Consider the following 23,998-nt stretch of genomic DNA (forward strand, 5'->3'; position numbering starts at 1 on the left):
TTTTTGACCGTGGGTCACTTGTTGACTGAAACAAAAAAAGAGTAAGAAAAAAAGAAATGCTGCTGATGTATGATTTTTTCTCAATGCTGAAGTGTAAAATAATTTTTCTCGAACGCTGCAAATTTAATCCTCATTTTTATCTATTTGGGATCATCATCATTGTCGTTTTTACTGCCATCTATTTCTTCTTCTGGCATTCTGTTCAAATAATCTAAATCTGCTGAAAAATTCATAATTGTAATATTTAGTTAAAAATTTGGATGAATTTACAACAGCTAGTTTAGAATTCATAATTGATGAAGTATGCTCTCATGTACATCTGTTAATAAATGTTATTCTTTGAAAGAAAGCGTAGAGCAATTGAGAATATCATATCAAAATCACTTTTTTTGCGTTGCACCTAGTGAAATGAAAATTATGATGAGAGTAATTGTTGCAGTAATAGTTTTAAGTTTTTCTATTCCTACCTTCAGCAGGGCTCAAGAAGATAGCTATACTATAGATATAACGGTTGAGGGGTTAGAGGACAGTGTGGCCTACTTGGGGTATCATTTTGGAACGAAAAAGTATCTTCAGGACACCTCTGTGGTAAGTAAGGGAGGAAAGGTCAGTTTTCAAGGTAATAAGGATCTGAAGACAGGAGTCTACTTTTTGTATACGCCTAAATTCTACATGGAATTAATAGTGGATGAACAGGATTTTGAGTTGATGACCAATCGAGAGGATATTTATGGCAAAATGGACGTGAAAAACTCGGTGAATAACGTGCAATTCAGAGATTTTCAAAAGTTGATGATTGCCCATCAGAAGGAAATCAAGTTGCTAACGGAGAGTTTAGATTCTAGTTCTGTTCAGGCAGATTCACTAGCGGTTTTTGAGCAGATGAAGTCACTCAATGAGAGAAACATGGAGGAAAGAGATAGTCTGAAATCAGCTTATGGTGACACTTTCGTTGCTCAATTACTAGAACTTATGGGGCTCAATCCTCAATTTCAGTTTTCTTCTGATAGCCTTTCAGTTGAGCAAAAAAAGACAGAATATTCAGATTTTAAGAAAGCATATTTTTCCGGCGTGGATTTCAGTTCCGAAGGTGTACTTAGAACTCCCATTTTTGATGCGAAAGTTAATGAGTTTTTGGATAAGGTAACAGTTCAAAATCCTGATTCCGTAATTGCATCAATAGATTACCTGTTGACTAGTGCTGAACCCAATGAAGAGATGTATCGCTACCTGCTAGTAACTACATTTCAAAAGTATCAAAATCATAAAATCATGGGGATGGATAAGGTTTTTGTTCACCTGGCTGATGAATACTACCTGAAAGGTAAAGCGCCATGGGCTGGTGACGAAATGATGGAGGAATTGAAAAAGGAAATGGTTTTTCATCGTGACAATCAGATTGGCAACAAGGCACCCCAAATTTATATGCAGGATACCACCGGTGTGACCACTTCACTGTATGATATAAATGAGGATTTTATTATTCTATATTTCTATTCACCCACTTGTGGACATTGTAAGAAGAAAACCCCAGTTCTGAAAGAGGTCTATGAAGAAATGGACGGTATGGCCGAAGTAGTAGCTGTATGTACAGATACCGATGAAGCGGAATGGAAAAAATTCATTAAAGATTTGGATCTCAATTGGCTTAATTACGCTGATTTGGGATACAGGAGCAATTTTAGAGTACAGTATAACGTTAGAAGCACACCTGTGCTTTATATCTTAGATAAGGATAAAACCATCATTGCGAAAAAACTGGATGTTGAACAAGTGAAGGGTTTTATTGAGGAGCAAAAAAGAAGGGCTTCAATCTAAGATAATCAGTCGATTAATGTAAAAAATGTTTTTGAATTGACTGAATTCTCTTATTTTCGGAAATGAATTTTAGAAGATAAACTTAGCTAGATGGTTGAAGAATTTAAAACACTGAGAGACGATGAAATCGAGGTTTTGTTGAACGCTCCTGTATTGGTCTCTGTACTGATCGCTGGTGCTGATGATAAGATCGATAAGGATGAAATTGCACAGGCTGTTGAAATTGCAAATAGCAAGCAGGCACGTGCAAGAGAGCAGCTGATTGAATATTACAGAGAAGTAGGGAAGGACTTTCAAGCAAAATTTGAGAAGTATGTCGCAGAGATGCCTGAAAATGCAAGTGCAAGATCAGAAGCTATCACTGCAGAGTTGAGAAAGTTGAATTTTATTTTACCTAAAGTTGATAGAAACTTTGCTATCAAGCTATACGCTAGTTTGAGAGATATGGCAAAGAAAGTAGCTGAAGCTTCTGGTGGAATATTAGGTTATATGTCTGTAAGCTATGAAGAGGCTAAATTAATGGAGCTACAGATGATAGAGGATCCTGAGAAATACGAGATCTAATCTAGCTTAACTAAAGAATTATTAAGAGCGCTTACCTCAAGGTTGGCGCTTTTTTGTATCCCTATGGTAAGAGCATACAGAAAGAGTTCCGTTATACCTCTCCGCATGGCATTTCTCATGTGGGTCAGTTTTTCCTATCAGTTTTATTCGGGCACAGATCTTGGGTTTCTGGGAGTATATCCTCGGCAAGTCTCAGGTCTAATTGGGATTATTACTTCTCCCTTAATTCATGGAGATCTGAATCACATTATGTCCAACACCTTACCTTTGATTCTATTAGGCGCTGCCCTATTTCATTTTTACAGCAGAATCGCAACGACGGTTTTTTATAATGCCTATTTGATAACGGGGATATTGGTGTGGCTATTTGGACGAGAATTCTATCACATAGGGGCGAGTGGAGTGATTTATGCCCTTGCTTTCTTTCTGATGTTGTTTGGCCTTTTTAGAGGAGACAAAAAATCTTTATTCATCTCAATAATTACCGTAGCAGTATATGGTGGTTTGATTTATGGACTGATGCCTGATAATCCTCAGACCAGCTGGGAATCACATGTTTTTGGGGCAGGAGTAGGGGCTTCTCTGGCTTTTGTTTTTAGGACTAGAAAACAGGTTGATTAGAGGTTCAGAGCAAAAGCATAAACCTGTCTGCTGTACTCGTGTTTATTCAAAGTGAAATTATCTGCCCGAGCCGATTTCTTGAATACATGTATGCTTTTAAATTCATACTTGGTTCTTTCGAACAATTCATTCATGTCACTGTCACTAACAAGAAGGTTGTTGCTGCCATGCAGATACAAAATCCCTCGGAAATCATCTGAAAGATCTTTTTTCACAAAGTAATAAGGCTCATAGGGTGAACCTAAATCGGGAGTGTTCATGGCAGCATTGATCGCCGTGAATTTTTGATCCAGCTTGGCAAAACTGACATATGGATCATCTGCAATGGTGCCTAATATGGAAGAGTGAAGGTAGGATTGATGAAGAGAAATACTGGCTCCTAATCCCCAGCCGTATAATACTAGATCTTTACCATGACGTTTTTCAGAGTCTTTGATAACCAAATTAAGGTCATCAAAGAATTCCTTATAGATGAACTCGTATGGATCAATAGGGAAGGTGCTGCTGCCACCAAAACCTCTATAGTCATAGGTGAGTACGCTGAAACCTAATTCTACGAACAGTTTAGCACGCTCAAGGTGCGCCCCCATGTTTCTAGTGCCATCATGACTGATGATTACAATTTTATAGCTGCCAGGAGCAGGCATGTACCAGCAATTGATTGATAGCTTGTCTCCGTCATTCACCTTATAGCTTTCATATTTCAATCCCATATCCTTGGGTAGAACACTATACTCTGCTGCTGGTGACAGGGCAAACATCGAAAAGGAAAGGCAAGTGAATAGTAATATGAGAAGTTGGCTTTTTCGTGTCATTTCAATTAGTAGCTGCCTGAGTAAATTTAAACTTCTGACAATGATTTTTTAAGGCTTGCTGCACTTTTGTTTTGTTTTTGTCTTTTGAAAAGCAATCCATCTGTGGGAGAGAAAATTAAGGCAAGTGCGAAGAAGAAGCCAGCCATGGTGGACATGGCTCCTGCAATGGACCCATCGATTGCCACAGCCAGGTAATAGCCCGTTGCTGATACTAAAATGGCTATCAATACGGTGATCAAGAGCATCCGCTTAAAGCTATGAGTAAGCAAATACGCAGTTGCCGGCGGAGCAATCAGTAAAGCTACCACCAATATAGCACCTACAGATTCGAATGAGGCCACAGTGGTAATCGATACGGCCCCCATCAATAGATAGTGCCAAAGTGCGGTGGATATGCCAATCGCCGAGGCAAAGGCGGGATCGAAAGTGGTCAAATGAAGTTCTTTGTATCCCAACCAAATGAACAATACAATGATCGACAAAACCACTGCTGAGATGTATAATGATCGTGGACCGTAGATAGTGCCATCATTTCCGATCCAAAGATCTAAGGGTACGTAGGCGATTTCACCATAGAGGACACAATCCTGATCCAGGTCTACTTCACCTGCAAAAACAGAGATAAGAATTACTCCCAGGGCAAATAACCAGGTGAAAGTAACACCAATGGAGGCATCGGATTGCAGGTTGCCCTTTTTGTGAAAGAACTCTATCAAAAAGGTAGTTATTACTCCTATGGTTCCTGCACCCAGCAGCATAATCACGGAATCTCTGCTTCCACTCAGTAAAAAGGCCAAAACAATCCCTGGCAAAACAGCATGCGAAATGGCATCACCCACCATAGCCATCTTGCGTAGGATCAAAAAGCACCCTAAAAGGCCACAGGCCATGGCTACAAGAGATCCGGTCGTTATGATATAAAAGGCATCCATTATTGTTTCATCAAGTTTGGATCGTAAGGGATTTTAGAGCTGTGCGGATCGCTTTCGGGATAATCGAGAAGCGCCTCAAGTCTCTTCTCCAATTCAGGAGTCAAGATATGCTCGATGTTGTCGGCATCCTCATGCACATGATCAGGAGCTATGCGAAGGTATTGGGTTAGATATACTTCCCATAGCCTGTGCAGTTTTACTACTCGTCTTCCTTTGATTTTGCCCTCTGTAGTTAAACTCCATTTTCCATCCTGATTAGAAAGATAACCCTGGATGTGCAGTCTTCTTAGGCCCTTGCGAAGGGTGGTCTCTCTCATTTGTCGTTTCTTGAGTAGGTCTTGAAAGCTTCGTCTTTGGTTATTGTCTTGCTCTGACAGCTGATAAAAAAGCTTCAGAATATTCTCATTGATGATTCTAATTTTTATTCTTTCTTGTCGAATCCATCTGGATAAGATGCCTTTGCCAGGAGCTACGAAGAATGAGACTATGGCCAGCATAGAAACGACCAAAACGATCCAGGGGCCCGTAGGCATAGAGGGGGCAGTATAGGAAATAAAGGCACCGCTGACTCCTGAGATAGCTCCAAAAAAGGCTGCTATAAAAAGCATCCAACTTAACTTGTCTGTCCAGAACCTCGCAGCTGCAGCAGGTGTGATGAGCATAGCAGCCATCAACACGACCCCAACTGCCTGTATACCGGTCACCACTGCCAAAACCGTAAGTGTTGTTAATACCAACTCCAATCTGCGAACTGGAAAACCAATGGACTTGGCAAAGCTTTCGTCGAAAGAAATCAACGCAAAATCTTTGTAGAAAATGAAAACAACCACAACCAATACCAGGCTAATGGAAGAAAACACCCAAAGATCTTGTCCAACCAGTGCAGCAGCTTTTCCGAAGAGGAAAGAATCCAATCCAGTCTGTGCAGCATTGCCAGAGTGCTGGATCATGGTCAATAGCAGAATCCCAATGCCAAAGAACACTGATAGGATCAAACCTATCGATGTGTCTTCCTTGATTTTGCTGTTTCGGGAAATGAAGTCAATCAATACCAAAGACAACCAACCAGTGGCAAAGGCGCCAATGATGAGCACCAGTGGATTCTTATTTCCCGAAATAAGGAAGGCTAGGCAGATGCCAGGCAGGACCGAGTGAGCCACTGCATCACCTACCAAGGCTTTTTTCTTAAGGAAGGTGAAACAACCTACCAATGCAGAACTAATGGCGAGCAGTACTGAACCTGCCGCTACATAGCGTACATTGGGGTCTTGAAATGAAAAGAAATCGAATAAATCCTTTATCATGTCACGTCTCTGGTTGGGAAATCTTGTTTCTTCAATAAGTTGCCGACATCCGAAAGGATCGTAAGTTTACCTCCATAGGTCTCTTGCAATAGCTCCTGAGTAAATACTTGCTCAACAGGACCAGAAGCTACTAATCTTGTATTCAATTGTACGACCCAGTCGAAATACTTGGTCACCGTCTGTAAGTCGTGGTGAACAACCACTACAGTTTTTCCCTGCTCTGACATTTGTTTCAGGATATGAATGATGGCCTTTTCAGTGGCAGCATCGACTCCAGCAAAAGGCTCATCCATAAAGTAGAGGTCCGCATTCTGCGCCAAGGCACGAGCCAAAAACACTCTTTGCTGCTGACCACCTGATAGTTGGCTGATCTGTCGGTTGGCAAACTCAGTCATTTTTACTTGCTCGATGGCATAGTCAGCTGCTTCGTAATCGGCCTTTCTGGGTCGCTTGAATAAACCGACCTTTTGATAGCGTCCCATGACAACTACATCGCGTACTGAGGCAGGGAAATCCCAGTCGACAGATTCTTTCTGAGGGACATAGCTTACTTTCTTTCTTGATTCTTTCAGCGAGGTACCAAAAATTTCTACCCATCCGCTACTCAATGGAACCAGGCCCATGATGGATTTGATCAATGTTGATTTGCCTGCGCCGTTTGGACCGATTACACCTACTAACGAACCCTTGGGTAGCGTCATGTCTACTCCCCACAACACTGGCTTCCTACTATAAGTCACAGTCAGGTCATGTACCTCTAATACTGGATTTTCGACGTTTACTATCATTTCAATGCATTTACTATGGTTCTGACATTGTGATCTACCATTCCGATATAGGTACCTTCAAATTCTCCAAATGGGCCCATGGCATCCGAGTACAGGCTGCCTCCAATCCTTACTTCTAATCCATTTTCTCTGCAACCTTCGATTACCGCATTAATGGCTTTTTTTGATACGGAAGTTTCTACGAACAAAGCTTTAATGCTATCCTCTGCAATCATATTGACCATATTGGAAATGTCTTTTAGTCCGGGCTCTGAAAGCGTAGAAAGGCCTTGCAAGCCTTTGACCTCAATACCATAGGCTTCTCCAAAATAGCCAAAGGCATCATGTGCCGTGATCAGGGTTCTCTGTGATTCTGGGATTTGATTGATGGATACGAGTATTTGCTGGTGCAAAGAATCTAAGGAGCTGAGATAGCTTTTTCCATTTTCGATATAGGTATCGGCATGTTCTGGGTCGAATGTTACCAAATAGCTTTGGACGTTATGTACGGCTTGTGACCAAAGGGCTACATCGAACCAAATGTGAGGATCGAAAGTGCCCGGATATTGTTCGCTTTCACGAAGTAGACTATCGGGGATTGTACTGCTAACTGCTTCTACATTTTTGATTCTCTCTAGTTTCTCAAATACTTCACCCATCTTTCCTTCCAAATGAAGACCATTGTAAAAGATAATATCAGCGTCTTGAAGTTTTTTCAGATCTCCCTGCGTGGCTTTATAAAGGTGCGGATCGACTCCCGGTCCCATTAAAGCCTGGGCTTCCACCAAATCTCCACCAATGTTGATGACTGCATCGTAGATCATTCCGGTGGTAGTGACTACCTTGATTTTTCCGTTTCTGGTTTTTTCTTTGGGTTGGCAAGAAATAAAAACCGATAGACAAATGAGTAAGAGAATGGAAGGCGTGTATTTCATATTTATTCTGTGACGAGCAGGTTTTCTGCTACTTGTTTTGAGATGAAAATGGTTGGGTGACCGACTATGTCTAACTGCATAGATCCGTCAAATGAATTGATGTCTTTAATAGTCAATTTGGAGCCTAAAGAAATATTGATTTTGTCTAAGTGGGCCAAGAATTCGGATTCAGAACTTTCTACACCGGTGACTATCACTTGTTTTTCTAATGCAACTTCGACTAAAGGTACCTTACTTTTATTTATGATCTGACCATTCTCGTCTGGAATGGGGTCACCATGTGGATCTATTCTAGGATAGCCTAAAAATTTGTCCAGTTTAGTTACCAGAGTAGGGGATTTAATGTGCTCCAATTGTTCAGCTATTTCATGCACTTCATCCCAATTGAAGCCCAATTTGTCCACCAAAAAAACCTCCCATAGACGGTGCTTTCTAATCACAAGCAAAGCAGATTTTTCACCTTTGATGGAGACATTCACTCCTTTATACTTTTTGTAAGATACATAACCTTTGTCGCTGAGCTTTTTGATCATATCACTGACCGAGGCAGGTTTGGTTTTGAGTACTTCGGATATAGCGTTGGTACTCACCGATTTTTTACCTGACTCGGATAAATGGTAGATCGCCTTCAAATAATTTTCTTCTGCGTAACTAAGCATGGATATCTGTTGTTTCGATGCAAATGTAATATTTGTTTAGGCTCATCTAAAAATATTTTCAATTTTCTTAAATGACTTATATCACTACTTGTAGTGAATTGTTAGTGGTATCTGTAATTATTCTAAATAAGACTTGCCTCAATACTCAATATGAATAGTTTTGCAGCTTATTTAAAATTAGTCTGAATAAAACATCGACATACAAATGATCAAAAACTGGAAGACTTGGACTTTGGCTTTAGCTACTATTGGTTTGCTAGCTTCATGTTCAGAAGAAGAGAAAACAAATAATATAGATGTACCAACTAGCTATAGTTTTACCAGAGAAGGAGTGAGCACTGTTTCTTTTGGAGGACAAAGTACGCGAATCGCCATGGCAGAAGAAATTGTAGCTGCTATGAAAGACAATACTTTAACTGCAGAATCAATCCAATCTATGTTTGCTCATGTTGAGGGTGCTGATGATTTTAGTGATCCTGATCTCAATGCATCGGACAAAAGTGTAAAGAGCAAAACGGCCGCTTCTATTGATTTCTATGCTAACGATGCAGTCGCAAAAGCCGCTTTCCAATCTCTAATGGACGGCTATATTAGTTCTCAAGTAGAAGAAGTGTATCCAAACTGGGAAACCTTAGCAGCAGCGGGTACCTCTGGTTATATTTTCGATGGAACTACAGCAAGGTATGTCAATGGTGACGGTTTGGAGTACAACCAAATGTTTGCTAAATCTTTGATTGGGGCCTTGATGGCTGACCAAATAATAAATAACTATCTGAGCCCTGCAAAACTGGATGCGGGTACGAATGTGTCAGACAATGATGCAGGTACTGTTATTGAAGGAAAGTCATATACCACTATGGAGCACTACTGGGACGAAGGTTATGGTTATCTCTTCGGAGCATCTCAGGATGCAGCTAACCCACTTGCTACCTTAGGTGATGATAGCTTCCTAAATAAATACCTGGCAAGCGTAGATGGAGACTCTGATTTTGCAGGAATTGCTGATGATGTTTTTGAAGCTTTTATTCTAGGGCGTGCAGCGATTGTAGCGGGAGAATATGACATCAGAGACGAGCAAGCTGAAATCCTTAGAGAAAAAATTTCCTTGGTGATTGCAGTTAGAGCTGTACATTATTTGCAAGGTGGTAAGGCTGCTTTGGAAGCACAGAGTATGGGTGCTGCCTTCCATGAGTTGTCCGAAGGATTGGGCTTCATTAATAGCTTACAATTTACCAGAAAGCCAGGTACAGATGCGCCTTATTTTGAGGCTAGCAAGGTGGAAGACTGGATTACTCAGCTTTTAGAAGGAAATGGTTTTTGGGAAGTAAGTACAGAAACTTTGGATTCCATTTCAGAAGAAATTGCTGCTGAATTTGGATTCACAGTGTCGCAGGCCGCTAACTAAATTGAAAAAAATTGAGTAAGGATGAGGATAGAGTAAAAGCTATCCTCATTTTTGCGTTTTATAACGATTCGGTATGAAATATAGATTGCTTCTTGTTCTATCAACCTTTTTGATTTTTGGATGTGAAACCAATGATGGTGATGATACCAATGATGGTTTTGATCGCACGGCCATGTTGACCAACTGGGCCGACAATTTGATCATTCCAGCTTATAATCATTATTATGATGAATTAACCAAGCTTGACGAGGCAAAAGATGCGTTTGTAACGGATCAAAGTGAGGTTAATCTGCAGACCCTTCGTACCAGTTGGAAAGAAGCATATAAGGCTTGGCAATGGGTAGGAATGTACCAGATTGGCCAATCCGAATCTATTTATTTGTTGGGTTTCACCAATACATTTCCGGCTGATGCCGCCCAAATTGAAAACTTAATAGCTTCCGGGGAATACAATTTTGAATTGCCCACCCGAATGAGCCAACAAGGCTTTCCCGCTTTGGATTACCTGATCAATGGATTAGGAGCTGATGATGCTGCCATTCTAGCCGTATATCAGGGGGACAGCGGAGCTTCATATGTACAGTATTTGTCTGATGTGGTGGATCGATTGTTGAATCTTACCAGTCAGGTAGTTGATAATTGGAATCAAGGATATAGAGAAACTTTTATCGCCAATAGTGGATCAAGTAAAAGTAGTGCAGTTGATAAGCTGGTGAATGACTATATATCTTATTTCGAAGGCCATATCAGAAAAGCCAAAATTGGAGATCCAGCAGGTGTTTTTACCGGAGTGAAAGATCCAAATACTGTAGAAGGCTTCTATCAAAGCGACATAGCTAAGTCTTTGTTTTTAGAAAGTCTCAAAGCATCCAAAGCTTTTTTTAATGGTGAATATTTTGACCAAACTGGTTCCGGTGAGAGTTTGTTTAGTTATTTAAAGTATCTCAATACGATTAAAGAAACGGAAGCTCTGGAGGAGTTGATTAATGAGCAATTTGATTTGGCTGAACAAAAGTCTTCCGCTCTTTCGGATAATTTCTCTGAGCAAGTTGTATTAGACAATACCTTAATGCTTGAAACCTATCAGGAATTGCAACGCAATGTAGTGTTTATGAAAGTTGATATGCTTTCTGCAATGAGTATTGCGGTCGACTATATGGACAACGATGGTGACTGATCGTCTAAGACGATATGGTACAGAACATACAGAGGCCGCTCCACTAGCGGTCTTTCGTGTTTTATTCGGACTGATGATGTTGGCCAGCATCATTCGTTTTGGGGCCATGGGCTGGATCGATCAGCTTTATGTTCAACCCCAGTTTTTCTTTCCTTATTTCGGTTTCGAATGGGTAAGGCCACTGTCTGGCTGGACCTATATGATTTTCTTGCTATGCGGGCTTTCGTCGCTATCTGTGGCTCTGGGCTATAAGTATCGGCTATCGATTATTTTATTCTTTCTATCCTTCACTTACATAGAGTTGATGGATAAAACGACCTATCTCAATCACTACTATTTCATTAGTCTGGTGAGCTTTCTAATGATTTTTTTGCCTGTCCATGCTACATTTTCCCTTGATGCCTGGCTAGATCCTAAAAAGGCTTTTCAATTCATACCTCGATGGACTATCGATGCGGTAAAGTTGATGTTAGGAATCGTGTATTTCTATGCTGGACTGGCCAAACTGAATTCTGATTGGTTGTTTCATGCCATGCCTCTAAAAATTTGGTTGCCTTATCATTATGACTTTCCCTTATTAGGAGAATTGTTTCAGCAGAGCTGGTTTCTATATGTATTCAGTTGGGCAGGTGCTATTTATGATTTGATGATCCCTTTTTTGATGATCAACAGACGCACTCGTGTGTTGGGGTTTATGATGATCGTGGGCTTTCATATGATTACTGGCGCTTTGTTTCCCATTGGTATGTTTCCATATATCATGATAGCCAGTTCATTGATATTTTTTGATTCATCTCTACATATCAAGATCATCAACTCATTCCTGAGCTTTTTTAAATTGGATCCAAAGGTGTTTTTCAATGATAAATATCAGCTTCATGAACAATCTCTTTTTAATCAGTCTAAATTAAAGTTGATATTGCTTTTCTTTGCGCTGCAATTGCTAATCCCATTTAGATACCTGTTGTATCCAGGGGAGCTTTTTTGGACGGAAGAAGGCTATCCTTTTTCTTGGAGGGTGATGTTGATGGAAAAGTCCGGTAAGGCAACTTTCAAAGTAGTCGATGGACAATCCAACAAATGGCTTTATGTAGACAACACAGTCTTTCTGACTTCTTTTCAGGAGAAGCAAATGGCCACACAACCGGATTTTATTCTGACTTATGCTCACTTTTTGAAAGAGCACTACGAAGGAGAAGGATGGGCCGAGGTGGAAGTATATGTAGATAGCTTTGTCGCTCTCAATGGGCGAATTAGCAAGAGGTATATCGATCCCAGTGTGGATCTAACAAAAGAAAAAGAGTCATTCGGGCACAAGACCTGGATACTACCATTTGAGGATGAGATTAAAGGTTTGTAGTAGTTTTATTTTCTTGTTGCTGGTTGGACATAGCCTATTTGCTCAATATCGATTGAGTGGTCAGGTCAAAGATCAAATCACCGGAAAGTCAATTGGCGATGCGCAGGTTATCCTCAAGGAAAATGGACAATTTCAATCTACAGATACTAATGGCTTTTTCGAATTCAAAGGTCTGAAGAAGGGCCATTACACATTGGTTATTTTCTCCTACCAATATCAGACACTTACGGTTCCTGTTGGGGTAGATGGTGATACCGAAGTGAACTTCAACATGGAAGAACTGTCTCAAGAGCTCTCAGAGGTAGTTATCAATCAGAAAAAGGAAGAGATTTTCGGGCTCAAGCGATTACAACCAGTAGAAGGTACTGCCATATATGCAGGGAAAAAGACTGAAGTTGTTCTTCTTGACAATATGGTAGGCAATCGTGCTGCTAACAATGCCAGACAAGTATATGCACAAGTAGTTGGGCTAAATATCTATGAAAGCAATGATGGAGGGCTTCAATTGAGCATTGGCGGTAGGGGATTAGACCCTAATCGTACAGCAAATTTCAATACCAGACAAAATGGCTATGATATCAGTGCTGATGTCCTGGGTTATCCGGAAAGCTACTATACACCGCCTATAGAAGGGTTGGAAGAAATAGAAGTGATCAGAGGGGCAGCGTCTTTGCAGTACGGTACACAGTTTGGTGGCCTCATCAATTTCAAAATGAAAAAGCCTGAGAGTGATAGGCGTCTCTTGCTCAATTCGAGACAGACTGTCGGATCTTTTGGCTTGTTTACCAGTTTCAACAGTCTCAGCGGTACCATAGGTAAATTCAGTTACTATACCTATGTCAATTACAAACAAGGAGAGGGTTATAGACCGAATTCGGGTTTTCAATCCTTTAATTATTTTGGGAACTTCAATTATCAACTCAGTGACAAGACCAAGTTCAGTTTTGATTATACCTATTTGAACTATCTAGCGCAGCAGGCAGGCGGATTGACTGATGAACAATTTGAATCAGACCCTATGTTTAGTAATAGGGAGCGCAATTGGTTTTCTGTTAATTGGAATCTGTTTAACCTAAGGTGGGAGCAAAAGATAGGAGATCAGACAGATTGGAGTCTTTCTCTATTTGGACTGAACGCATCCAGAGATGCAGTAGGGTACAGAGGCTCAGACCCTTCAGTTTTCAATCCCGTGAGCGAGGATGATTATATAGACGAACAAGGAGAATACGTATTTACACGAGATTTGATCAAGGGTCAATTTGAGAATTGGGGTGCAGAGGCCAGATTGCTGCATAGATATGAATGGTTGGGGAGAAAATCGGTGTTTTTGATTGGTTCGAAGTATTACCATGCCAATAATAGATCCAGACAAGGACCTGGTACGAACGAAAAAGATGCAGATTTTCGTTTTGATCTTGACAACTATCCAGATTACAGTAGCCAGTCGATCTATAAATTCCCTAATAGAAACCTGGCCTTCTTTGGAGAGAACGTCCTATTTGTGAATGATAAATTGTCAATCACACCAGGGATTCGTTTCGAACACATCAATACGCAATCGGATGGTTCCTACTATGTAGCCACTAGCGATGAATACATCCAGGATCAGCAGGACCTTAAGCGAAACTTTGTATTGTTAGGACTGGGACTGAGTCAGGAGTTTAGGTCTGATCTGGAGCTGTATGCCAACGTTTCTCAGAATTACCGTTCAGTTACTTTTAGTGATATCAGAACGGTGAGCCCTACTTTTCAGGTTGATTCATTGATTCAGGATGAAAGTGGCTATACGGCAGATGTAGGTTTTAGAGGTCGATGGAAAGATATCATGTCCTATGATATAGGGGTGTATTCATTGATGTACAAAGACCGCATTGGAATTATTTTGGATGATAGGGCCAATCGTGTCAGAACCAACATCGGCAATGCGTTGATTTATGGAGTAGAGATGCTGGTAGAGCTGAATCTGGCGGAGATATTCGGACTGGATCGCAATCAGACACATCTTACGTGGTTTGTGAACGACGCATTTACCTATTCACAATACATTTCTGCTGTTGAGGATAATAACAATGTAAAGGGCAATCAGGTAGAGTTCATCCCTCTGGTGAATTTGAAAACAGGCCTTAATGGAGGATATAAAAACTTGAGGGCTAGTGTGCAATTCAGTTATTTGAGTCAACAGTTTACCGATGCACAAAACTCCACCGTAGAAGATAGTAATGACATTCGTTCGGGAGTGATCGGGGAGATTCCTGCTTATCATATCATGGATTTTTCGCTGAGTTATAAGCTCAAATTCATGCGTTTCGAGACGGGTGTAAATAACCTCACGAACAATAACTATTTTACTCGGCGAGCTACAGGGTATCCTGGTCCTGGTATTATCCCCTCGGATGGAAGGAGCTTCTATTTTACTCTAGGAATTCAAATCTAGAATCAGGTTCCTCAGATTAAATGGTCCTTCGTCATTGATATCAAAAAAATGTTGTGTTGTTTTATGGAATTGAGTTGAATCCAACATCTCAAAGTAAAAACACGATGAAGAATCAAATCAATTTATCAGTTCCAAAACCTTGTCAGGAAAAATGGAGCAACTTTGACAAAACAGAAATAGGTGGGTATTGTTCTAGCTGTCAGACTAACGTCATAGACTTTACTGTCATGACTGATGATGAAATCAAAGCTTACTTTCGATCGGGGCAATCCTCTGGCTGTGGTCGATTTCTTTCTCACCAACTGAGAGACTACAACCTGTCTTCAACCCATAATTCTAAATGGTCGTGGATTCCTGCTGGCCTTCTTAGTCTATTGCTTCTAGGACAACAGGATGCTGAAGCTAAAATCTACAAGAAGGTTCAAATGGAACAGCAAGACACATCTTTTTCCCTATCTGAAAAGCCCATGTTACAAGGGCATACTTTAAGAGGAACTGTAGTCGATGAAGACAACGAGCCACTTCCTGGAGCGAGTGTTTATATCAAAGGCGATAGCATTGGGACTGTGACGGATATCGATGGGGCATTCGAATTTCCTCGTTCAGTTCAGGTGGGAGAGGTGTTGGTATTTAGTTTTATCGGTTTTGAACATAAGGAAGTGAAGATCAAAGAAAACATGCTGGAAAGTTTGGAGGTAATGCTAGTCATGATGGAATATGATATAATGGGTGAAGTAGTAGTGGTCGGAGGCTACCAAGCCAGTACTCCCTGGTACAAACGCATTTGGAATGCTTTGACACCATGGTAAAGGGATTGCCATTATGGATAATGATTTGTGTGCTGGGGTATTCGACTTTTCTTCCACAGTTTAGCCTTGCCCAGAGCACTGATTATTCCAAAGCAGATAGTTTGGCTTTGGCTCTACATGGTCACAGCATTCAAAACTTAAAGTTGCTTGCGGATCATTTAACAATAGGACTTTCTACAGATCAAGAAAAGTTTAGAGCGATATTTCGGTGGGTTTGCGATAATATATCCAATGATTATTCACTTTATGCTCGAAACAAAAGAATGAGGGAAAAGTATGCCGGTGATACAGTAGCTCTAATTGAATGGAACAAGAAATTCAAACCTAAGGTCATTCAATCCTTAGTGAAAAAGAGGAGTACTGTATGTACTGGGTATGCCTATCTGATTAAAGAATTGGCCTATCATGCAGGTATTAGATGCGAAATCATAGATGGATATGGTAGAAGTGCGGCTGCCAATATCGGTGGGTCCGGGTACGTCAACCATAGCTGGAATGCAGTGCTGTTGGATGGAGAATGGTTTCTTTGTGATGCCACATGGTCCAGTGGTCAGGTCAATGATAATACCAAGGGCTTTCAGAAAAATTTCACGGAGGCATATTTTCTTACCAAGTCAGAGATTTTTAACCAGAATCACTACCCATTAGATCCAATGTGGCTTTTAGTAGACGAACCTAAGAGTTTAGATTACTTTCTGAATGCCCCATTGTTATACTATTCAGCCATTGCTTATGGTGTAGAACCCCAAATGCCACAGGTTTTCGATCTTAATATCAAAAAGGAAGAGTCACTAACTATCATATTTTCAGCGTTGGAAAAGTTGGGGAATGAAAAACTGAAACTAGATATCCTGTCTTATTCAGGAAAATTTATACAATCATTCAGTGAGTTTGAACTAGATGAAGATGGATTATATGAAAGTAAATGCCCATTGAGTAAAGGAAAATATATTATTCATCTAAAGCACGGAAATGAGTTTCTGATGACTTATCAATTAACTGTTGATTAGATATATTATAAGATCAAAATGATAAGTGTGCATGGTCTAATTTGCAATAATATTTATCTTTTGATTTCAATCTGACAAACATGACATCCCAAGATGAACTCTCATTAATTAAAAATAGGGTGATCAATAAAGTATTGATCATCACATTGACCTTTGTTTCAATTGCTTACCTGTCTAGTTTGATACGATGGTTTAGTATAGGGTGGAACAATATATACTTTGCACATACATTTCTATATGTATTGTTGTTAACAATATTTCTGCTCAGAAATAAAATGTCCCATCTAGCCAAAACCCATTTTTTAGGTTGTTTTTATTTATTCATAGGGCTATTTGGCGTGTATCATTTTGGTATCGGTGGGGGGTATGCATATGCTTTGATTTCATTCGTAATACTTTCAGTCATATCAAATAGGATTGTTACAGCCATTTATGGTGTAGTTTTTCTAGTGTTAATGTCCATAATGGCAATGGGCTATTCTGAGGGTTGGTTAACAACAGATGTGGACCTTAACTTATACGGTCAAAATCCCATTTCCTGGGTGACATTGATAGTTGGGTTTGGTTCATTGGTTACAATCATCATTTTTGGGATTGGCTATTTATACGAAGTGTTGATTCATTTGATCAAGACCAAACACAAAGCCTTTATCGAATTGCAGGATTATAAAAACAAATTGGAATCATTGGTAGAAGAAAGGACTCTGGAGTTGACTCACGCCAATCAGGAATTGACCAAAACCATGGTACAATTAAAGGAGTCTCAAGCCAAGTTGATTGAGACTGAAAAAATGGCCTCATTGGGTACTTTAACAGCTGGTGTATCGCATGAAATCAACAATCCACTGAACTTTATCCATGGGTCCTATCTAGGATTGAAGAAATACCTGGAGACCAGGGAAGAAAACAATAGTAAGGATGTGGACCTATTAATGCAGGGGCTGAAAACCGGTCTTGATCGTGCAACAGCTATTGTGAAGAGCCTCAACCAATTCAATCGGACTAATTCATCAATGGATGAGACTTGTGACATTCATAATATCCTTGAAAACTGTTTGTTGATTCTGTCTAATCAGTTCAAGAGACAAATTGTAATTAATCGTCAGTATTCAGAATCCCCCATTATCGTTAAAGGCAATGTAGGAAAGCTCCATCAGGTGTTTATCAATTTATTGTCAAATTCTATTCATGCCATTGAAAACGAGGGCGAAATAACCTTGTGCACTGCTACAGAAAAGGATGAAGCCGTGATAAAAATTACTGACAATGGTAAGGGTATAGAGGATCAAATAATGACTCGAATCATGGATCCATTCTTTACGACAAAAGATCCTGGTCAGGGAACCGGATTGGGCTTAACCATAAGTTATAACATTATCAAAGATCATGAGGGAAGTATTAATGTAATATCCCAATTGGAAAAAGGAACAGATGTCATCATCAAACTGCCGATTCGGGCGAACTAATAAATTACTATTAAAGACCAACTATCCGCCTTTGAGTTCGTAATGGAATCAGCTATTTTACACCCTATGGTTGTGTATAGTTCAACCTGAGCAAACCAATGAATATCAAGATTAGAAAAGAAGATATACCATTACCCATTGAGGAACTGATTCGACAATTGTTTCTAAAAGAGTGGCAACAGGAATTAGAAGATCAGACTCAACATATGAAAGCGATCGTGGCTGTTGCGAATGAATTGTCGCAATTTAGAGTCCATGAAAAGGAGTCTTATCAAGCAGAAGTCAATCAAAAAATTCATTCTCTTTTAGATAAAGTTTGGGAGATTCCTGAGGAAGTTCGTTTTGAAGAAAAGTTTGAGTCTCTGCATTCAGGGATTAAGGAATACATCGATGATCAACCTGATGAGGTCATAGAACTACAGGCTGCAGAGAGGTTTAGTAAGGTAGAAGGTGATTCTGTGGTAATCAAGATGGCCAAGGGTACTAAATCAGGTATATGGTCATTGACTACCCTCCCTATACGGGTAGCTAATCTCTTTAGGAAAAACAAGAAAGCTCCAGCTTATTGGGCTCATATCGTACCTGCTCAGGCTTTGTTATTGAAGCACTATCAAAGTAAGTTAGCTTCAGATCTTATTTCATTATCAGATGGTTTTTATCATGCTTTGATTCAGCAGTACGAGTTGACTAAAGATTGGCAGGAGAAAGCACTATCATTTTCTCATGAACATGAATGGAGTTATGAAGAAGTGGTGTCCGCCATTGATACCTTTCATACCAGAACAGATCAATTACTAAAGAAGGAGTTAACTAGAATTTTGGGGGAGAAGTCCAAAATGTTTTGTGACCAGTGGGACAAAATAGACACCCTTGAATTATCAGATAATGCTGTATCCACCCAAAAACTAGAAAAGCTCAAAGTTCAAAGTCAACAAGAATGGGAGCAGAGGGATTTAAAGTGGAGAAACGCACTTTATGCCTTGTTTGAGGACTGGAGGTCGGATTTGGATCTGTATGCACTCAAACATTCTGTGCTTTCAGAATTAGGAAAATTCAATCAGGCGCAGACTGAAAAGGTGAATCAACAATTGTTTCCGGTAATTCATGATATTCGTGCATTTATCGATGAAGAGGGGACTATCAACTCAAAGGATAACCTACAGAAGGAGCTTAAACGCATACATTATCAGACTACCAAGCAACTTGATAAAGTATTGGTTCCGCAGTTTGTAGATAAGCTGTCAAGTCAGATTATAGTTAACCTTTTAAACAAGCTAGAACTAGAGGTAGTGCAGCATGTTCAAGGTCTGTCGGAGGAACATATCATTGTTAAAAATGGACAGTATGATCAACCAATGGATAAGGAGGATTTTTATTCGATCTCTATCCATGAGCTGGTGACTTTTGAGATTCTTGTGAATTTTCAGAAACAAATTGCACAGCAGAAGAGTCAGGTCTTTAGCACATTGAGTCAAATGACTGTTCAGGCTCAAGACATAGATCATATTATCACTTTTAGCCTTACCTCCGCACTTTCCTCCATCGAAGAGGGAACCGAAGAAGAAGAGGCAATCAAAATTGCAATCGAAGGGATCGAGCGTGCCAAGGGTAGGGTTCAGGAGATCGAAGAAGGGATCAATCGATTGTTGACCGAAAACATAGAGATGATAAAATCGGCCATGGATGATTTTGTCCGTGGCATCATGGACCTTTTGGCCAATGAAAATATCAAAGAACTTAGGCTCAGAATCACCAAAGCCAAGGCAGCTCAACAAGCCAAGCAAGTAAGAAAGCAGGTAAAAGATCAATTGCTGGAAAGAGGCCAATCTACCTGGCAGTATCTCAAAAAAAATTATGACCTGTCTAAAAGTAGGATTCAACGTCTAAGCGGGCAGTTCATTCTCACAGCTGGTAAGCCAGAATTGACCAAACAGGTCTCTGATTTTCTTCACGAATCGCAGCAGGCCATTGACAAACTCCCGACGATTTATCAAAGACTCTATGAAATAGAACCATTGGAAGATATGGAACTATTTGAAGGGAGGGAGAAGGAGTTGGAGTCTCTGGGCAAGGCTTATGAAAACTGGAAAATGGGCCGATATGCCGCTACAGTGGTTTTAGGAGAAAAATGGGGAGGTCTGACCTCTTTTGTTAACTATGCTGAAAAGAAGCTTAAGTTCAGCCACAAGATCACACGTCATAGGTTCGTTGGTAATCAATTTTCAACAATCGACTTATTGGCTGAGTTTTCTAGTTTATTGGGAAGTAGTTTTCAGAGTCTCGAAGAATTACAAAAACACTTGCTAGAAGGCCCTAAAAGGATAATGATTTTGGAGGATGTGCAAAATGCGTACTTGCGGAAAGTGGGAGGGTTCGAAGCTTTAGAAGCGCTGGGAAGTTTGATAGCTGCAACTGGTCATCATATATTTTGGTTGTCAACCTCTACCATTTACTCCTGGGATTACCTGAGCAAGAGCATTCAATTTCATGAATACTTCAGTTATCAAATCAAGCTAAGTGATTTGAAAAAGGAGCAAATCGTAAACTTGATTTGGAAAAGGAATTGCATCAGTGGTTTTAAGATCACCTTCGAAGAAGATGAAAGCTTAGCTAATGATAAAAAATTTCAACGATTGAGCCCTGAAGAAAAACAGCTTAAACTAAGTGAAGATTACTTTCAGGAACTCAACAGTTTTGCAAAAAGCAATGTGAGTATGGCTCTGCTTTTCTGGTTATTGTCAACCAGGGACATGGACGCCAATGAGATTACCATAGGAAAATTTGAAAAACCCAACTTGAATTTCCTCAAATCTCTATCGAATGAAAAAGTATATGTATTGCATGCGTTAATTATGCATGATGGGTTAAAAATCAATCAGTTATGCTTAGTAATGAAGCAAACCAAACAGCAAATTGCCATGATATTGTCCGCTTTGAGAGAAGATGGGATTGTCCTATTGACTGAGGAGATATTCATGATCAATCCGGTGATTTATCGTGGAGTAATTAATCTATTGATCTCTAAAAATCTAATTCACTGATTATGAGATATCTATTTGTTATAATATTTCTAATTGTTTCAGCTTTAGTTCAGGCACAAGACAGTACAGTAGCGAGAGTTTCGGTAGATAGCCTACAACTTAGCCCAAAACCTATAGTGGCTGATACTGTAGCAAAAAAAGGACCTTCGATTGCTCATAATGCTCCGGACTTATCCGAGCTAGTGACCTTTTCGGAGATCTTCTGGACATTGGTCATTCTGCTAGTAGGGTATTTTGGTATTCGCTTTACCTCGAGAGTCCTTGAGCTACTTGCTGAGAAAAGCACTCAGTATCGCATCACCATCAAGAGTTTGATCCCAGTGGTTAAGATTCTGGGATGGGTAGTCGTCATTATATTTATAGTGGCAGGGGTGTTTCAGCCTCCGGCGGCCACTATTTTGGCATTTTCTGCTTCGATAGGTGTAGCGGTGGGCTTTGCCTCTCAGGATATTCTCAAGAATATCTTTGGTGGTATCATGATCCTTTTCGACCGACCTTTTAATTCTGGAGACAAGATAGAAGTAGGGGGACACTATGGAGAAGTAGTAGAGATAGGTTTACGATCAACTCGAATTCTAACGCCGGATGATAGTCTGGTTTCCATCCCCAATAGCGAGGTGATGAATACGGCAGTTTCTAATGCCAACTCTGGAGAACCCAATTGTCAGGTTGTTGCTGAGGTTTATTTGCCTCTCGATATCGATACGGTAATGGTAAGGGAACTTGCCACCGAAGCTGCTCAAGTTTCTCGCTACATCTACATGAATAAACCCATTACAGTTATTTTTATTAATGAAATGAAGATGGGACGATCGCTCTACAAAATGCGATTGAAGGCCTATGTGTTGGACATCAGAGATGAGTTTAAATTCAAAAGTGAGATGACCGAAACAGTAGTCCGCCAGCTGATAGAAAAAGGCATTATACAATCGGTCATTTAACCTTACTCGTTTTATTAATCTTTAATTCCTTAATCATACGCATGAAATACTCTTGTATTATTCTGAGTTCTATTCTTTCACTCGTTTTAATATCTACTTGTTGGGCACAGGAAAAACTGCTTTCCCATACTGATGATTTATTCAATCAAGAACAGACACAGGACTTAGGTCTATCTATTGTCACGGGAGCGGAAACGGTCACAGTGTTTTCTCCATCTGATAGTACTGACAAATTCAGCAACAATGTTGTGATGATTGGGTTTCAGGGGTATTTGTACTGCCAGTGGCAGAGTTCTGCCGTAGGTGAGGATGGTCTGGATAGCTGGGTCGCCTACAGCAGAAGCAAAGATGGAGTCCACTGGAGTGATCCCATGGTGTTAGCAGAAAGCATAGAAGAGGGGTATACAGCACCTGGAGGTTGGAGAGTACATAATGGTGAGCTCATTGCATATATCAATACATGGCCTGAATCTACTCATCCACGTGGTGGATATACCCGCTATATCAGTAGTCAGGATGGGATCCATTGGAGTGATCCCAGAGCAGTCACCATGCAGAATGGGGACACCTTGAAGGCCATAATTGAGCAGGATCCTCATGAGGTGATATCCGGAAGGCTGGTAAATGCAGCCCATTTTCAGCCGGGACTAATTGTAAATCCGATTTATACGGATGATCCAAGGGGTGTTTCAGATTGGGTGAAAGCTGATTTTGAGAATGTTTCTATTGATGATGTGTCACGTTGTATCGAGCCTAGTACCTTTATTAGACCTGATAGTACGCTGGTAATGATATTCAGGGACCAAAAGAGCTCTTTCGTGAAATTCGCTTCCTTCAGTAAGGATAAGGGTCAAAGCTGGACAAAACCGGTAGCTACTTCATTTCCTGATGCCAGGACCAAACAGAGTGCTGGTAATATCCCAAACGGCTCTATCTATATGGCAGGAAACCCTGTACAGAATAAAGTAAGAATACCATTGGTCATATCATTGAGTCAGGACGGGATTCTATTTGATAAAGCTTTTGTCTTGAGAAAAGGAGGGGCTGATTTGCAGGCCTTGCGTACAGAAGGTAAAGCCAAACGACCGGGATATCATTATCCAAAATCCATGATCTTCGAAGGGTATTTGTATGTTTCCTATGCCACAAATAAGGAAGATGTTGAATTCACAAGAATTCCTTTGAGTAAATTGATGGAGTTTTAAAAAATGTTTGTAACTCAATGTTTTATGAAACGTATGTTGCAACATCGATTATCCGATAATTATTTTATAGCTTTGAACTAAACTAAAAACAACTACTATGAACACAAAAGTATCCATACTATTTACCCTGGCTTTGGCCGTATTGATCGCATCATGCGGTGGCAAAAAGTCTAACACTGAAGAGACAACTACAGAAGAATCAACAGAGGCAGCTGTTGCAGCTACATATACTGTTGATACATTGGCTTCTACTGTATCCTGGTCAGGAGAGGTAGCTGGTGTATATGGACACAATGGCGAAATCGAGATCGCAGAAGGTACCGTTAGCACATTAGGAGACTCTATCACAGGAGCTACTGTGGTGATTGACATGACTACTATTCAGCCAATGGATTCTGCTTCATACAAAGATGAAGACGGAAGAAGAGCTTCTGATTTGGTTGCACACCTTTCAACAGGTGATTTCTTCCTAGTAGAAGAAAATCCTACTTCAACTTTCGTTATCAAATCACATAACGGATCTGAATTGGTAGGTGACCTGACAGTAAGAGGTATCACTAAAGAAGAAACTGCTACTATCTCTTCATTAGAAGTAGGACCTGAAGGTCTTTCTGCTAAAGCTGATTTGGTATTCAACCGTCAGGATTATGAAGTGAGCTGGGAGCACTTCATGGAAGACATGGTGCTGTCTGACGATATTAAAATTAGCCTGGAGATTGTGGCTAAGCCTTAATA

Annotated in this window: 20 protein-coding genes; 14 read left to right on the forward strand and 6 right to left on the reverse strand. The window is 40.2% G+C overall.

The window, feature by feature from the left end; translation table 11 throughout:
• Positions 1-417 precede the first annotated feature (417 nt).
• From N7U62_RS04475 to N7U62_RS04485, 3 genes are all read left to right on the forward strand, one after another.
• Positions 418-1,818, forward strand: coding sequence for a thioredoxin-like domain-containing protein (locus tag N7U62_RS04475; protein ID WP_264136686.1), 1,401 nt, complete (start codon positions 418-420; stop codon positions 1,816-1,818).
• A gap of 90 nt (positions 1,819-1,908) precedes the next feature.
• Positions 1,909-2,382 (forward strand): hypothetical protein, encoded by a 474-nt coding sequence (locus N7U62_RS04480; protein WP_264136687.1) that lies wholly within the window; start codon positions 1,909-1,911, stop codon positions 2,380-2,382.
• Positions 2,383-2,487: 105 nt separating this feature from the next.
• A complete protein-coding gene (locus N7U62_RS04485; RefSeq protein WP_264136688.1) occupies positions 2,488-3,003 on the forward strand; it encodes a rhomboid family intramembrane serine protease in 516 nt (171 codons plus the stop codon).
• Here the strand turns inward: N7U62_RS04485 and N7U62_RS04490 are convergent.
• The 6 genes from N7U62_RS04490 to N7U62_RS04515 are packed head-to-tail and all read right to left on the reverse strand — an operon-like array spanning position 3,000 to position 8,415.
• Positions 3,000-3,818 (reverse strand): alpha/beta hydrolase, encoded by an 819-nt coding sequence (locus N7U62_RS04490; RefSeq protein WP_264136689.1) that lies wholly within the window; start codon positions 3,816-3,818, stop codon positions 3,000-3,002. The genes N7U62_RS04485 and N7U62_RS04490 overlap by 4 nt on opposite strands.
• Positions 3,819-3,844: 26 nt before the next feature.
• On the reverse strand, positions 3,845-4,750 hold the full coding sequence (locus N7U62_RS04495) for a metal ABC transporter permease (RefSeq protein WP_264136690.1): 906 nt from the start codon (positions 4,748-4,750) through the stop codon (positions 3,845-3,847).
• Positions 4,750-6,054: a metal ABC transporter permease gene (locus tag N7U62_RS04500; protein WP_318840632.1), complete on the reverse strand. Its 1,305-nt coding sequence runs from the start codon at positions 6,052-6,054 to the stop codon at positions 4,750-4,752. The genes N7U62_RS04495 and N7U62_RS04500 overlap by 1 nt, the downstream gene beginning before the upstream one ends.
• Positions 6,051-6,842, reverse strand: coding sequence for a metal ABC transporter ATP-binding protein (locus tag N7U62_RS04505; RefSeq protein ID WP_264136691.1), 792 nt, complete (start codon positions 6,840-6,842; stop codon positions 6,051-6,053). Before N7U62_RS04505 ends, N7U62_RS04500 begins: the two co-directional genes overlap by 4 nt.
• Entirely contained in the window at positions 6,839-7,756 is a 918-nt protein-coding gene (locus N7U62_RS04510) for a metal ABC transporter solute-binding protein, Zn/Mn family (RefSeq protein ID WP_264136692.1), read from the reverse strand. The genes N7U62_RS04505 and N7U62_RS04510 overlap by 4 nt, the downstream gene beginning before the upstream one ends.
• Before the next feature lie 2 nt (positions 7,757-7,758).
• A complete protein-coding gene (locus N7U62_RS04515) occupies positions 7,759-8,415 on the reverse strand; it encodes a metal-dependent transcriptional regulator (protein ID WP_264136693.1) in 657 nt (218 codons plus the stop codon).
• Positions 8,416-8,620: 205 nt separating this feature from the next.
• On the opposite strand from N7U62_RS04515, the gene N7U62_RS04520 reads away from it, so the two are divergent.
• The 11 genes from N7U62_RS04520 (at position 8,621) to N7U62_RS04570 (ending at position 23,996) form a co-directional block, all read left to right on the forward strand.
• Positions 8,621-9,820 carry a DUF4856 domain-containing protein gene (locus N7U62_RS04520; protein ID WP_264136694.1) on the forward strand — a complete coding sequence of 400 codons (1,200 nt, stop codon included), beginning with the start codon at positions 8,621-8,623 and terminating at the stop codon, positions 9,818-9,820.
• A 73-nt stretch (positions 9,821-9,893) separates the two neighbouring features.
• A complete protein-coding gene (locus N7U62_RS04525) occupies positions 9,894-10,997 on the forward strand; it encodes an imelysin family protein (protein WP_264136695.1) in 1,104 nt (367 codons plus the stop codon).
• On the forward strand, positions 10,987-12,357 hold the full coding sequence (locus N7U62_RS04530) for an HTTM domain-containing protein (RefSeq protein ID WP_264136696.1): 1,371 nt from the start codon (positions 10,987-10,989) through the stop codon (positions 12,355-12,357). The genes N7U62_RS04525 and N7U62_RS04530 overlap by 11 nt, the downstream gene beginning before the upstream one ends.
• Positions 12,338-14,791 carry a TonB-dependent receptor gene (locus tag N7U62_RS04535; RefSeq protein ID WP_264136697.1) on the forward strand — a complete coding sequence of 818 codons (2,454 nt, stop codon included), beginning with the start codon at positions 12,338-12,340 and terminating at the stop codon, positions 14,789-14,791. Before N7U62_RS04530 ends, N7U62_RS04535 begins: the two co-directional genes overlap by 20 nt.
• Positions 14,792-14,895: 104 nt before the next feature.
• Entirely contained in the window at positions 14,896-15,600 is a 705-nt protein-coding gene (locus N7U62_RS04540) for a carboxypeptidase-like regulatory domain-containing protein (protein WP_264136698.1), read from the forward strand.
• Complete coding sequence (locus N7U62_RS04545) at positions 15,594-16,610, forward strand: transglutaminase domain-containing protein (protein WP_264136699.1); 1,017 nt, start codon at positions 15,594-15,596, stop codon at positions 16,608-16,610. Before N7U62_RS04540 ends, N7U62_RS04545 begins: the two co-directional genes overlap by 7 nt.
• Before the next feature lie 455 nt (positions 16,611-17,065).
• Positions 17,066-18,076, forward strand: a complete 1,011-nt coding sequence (locus tag N7U62_RS04550) for a sensor histidine kinase (RefSeq protein ID WP_264136700.1) — start codon at positions 17,066-17,068, stop codon at positions 18,074-18,076.
• A gap of 98 nt (positions 18,077-18,174) precedes the next feature.
• A complete protein-coding gene (locus tag N7U62_RS04555; protein WP_264136701.1) occupies positions 18,175-21,117 on the forward strand; it encodes a MarR family transcriptional regulator in 2,943 nt (980 codons plus the stop codon).
• 2 nt (positions 21,118-21,119) lie between these two features.
• Complete coding sequence (locus N7U62_RS04560) at positions 21,120-22,058, forward strand: mechanosensitive ion channel family protein (RefSeq protein ID WP_264136702.1); 939 nt, start codon at positions 21,120-21,122, stop codon at positions 22,056-22,058.
• Positions 22,059-22,099: 41 nt separating this feature from the next.
• The gene (locus tag N7U62_RS04565) at positions 22,100-23,263 is read left to right on the forward strand and encodes an exo-alpha-sialidase (RefSeq protein ID WP_264136703.1); all 1,164 of its coding nucleotides are present in this window, start codon (positions 22,100-22,102) and stop codon (positions 23,261-23,263) included.
• 97 nt (positions 23,264-23,360) lie between these two features.
• Complete coding sequence (locus N7U62_RS04570) at positions 23,361-23,996, forward strand: YceI family protein (protein ID WP_264136704.1); 636 nt, start codon at positions 23,361-23,363, stop codon at positions 23,994-23,996.
• Positions 23,997-23,998 lie beyond the last annotated feature (2 nt).

It is taken from the genome of Reichenbachiella ulvae (assembly GCF_025833875.1).
Lineage (GTDB): Bacteria > Bacteroidota > Bacteroidia > Cytophagales > Cyclobacteriaceae > Reichenbachiella > Reichenbachiella ulvae.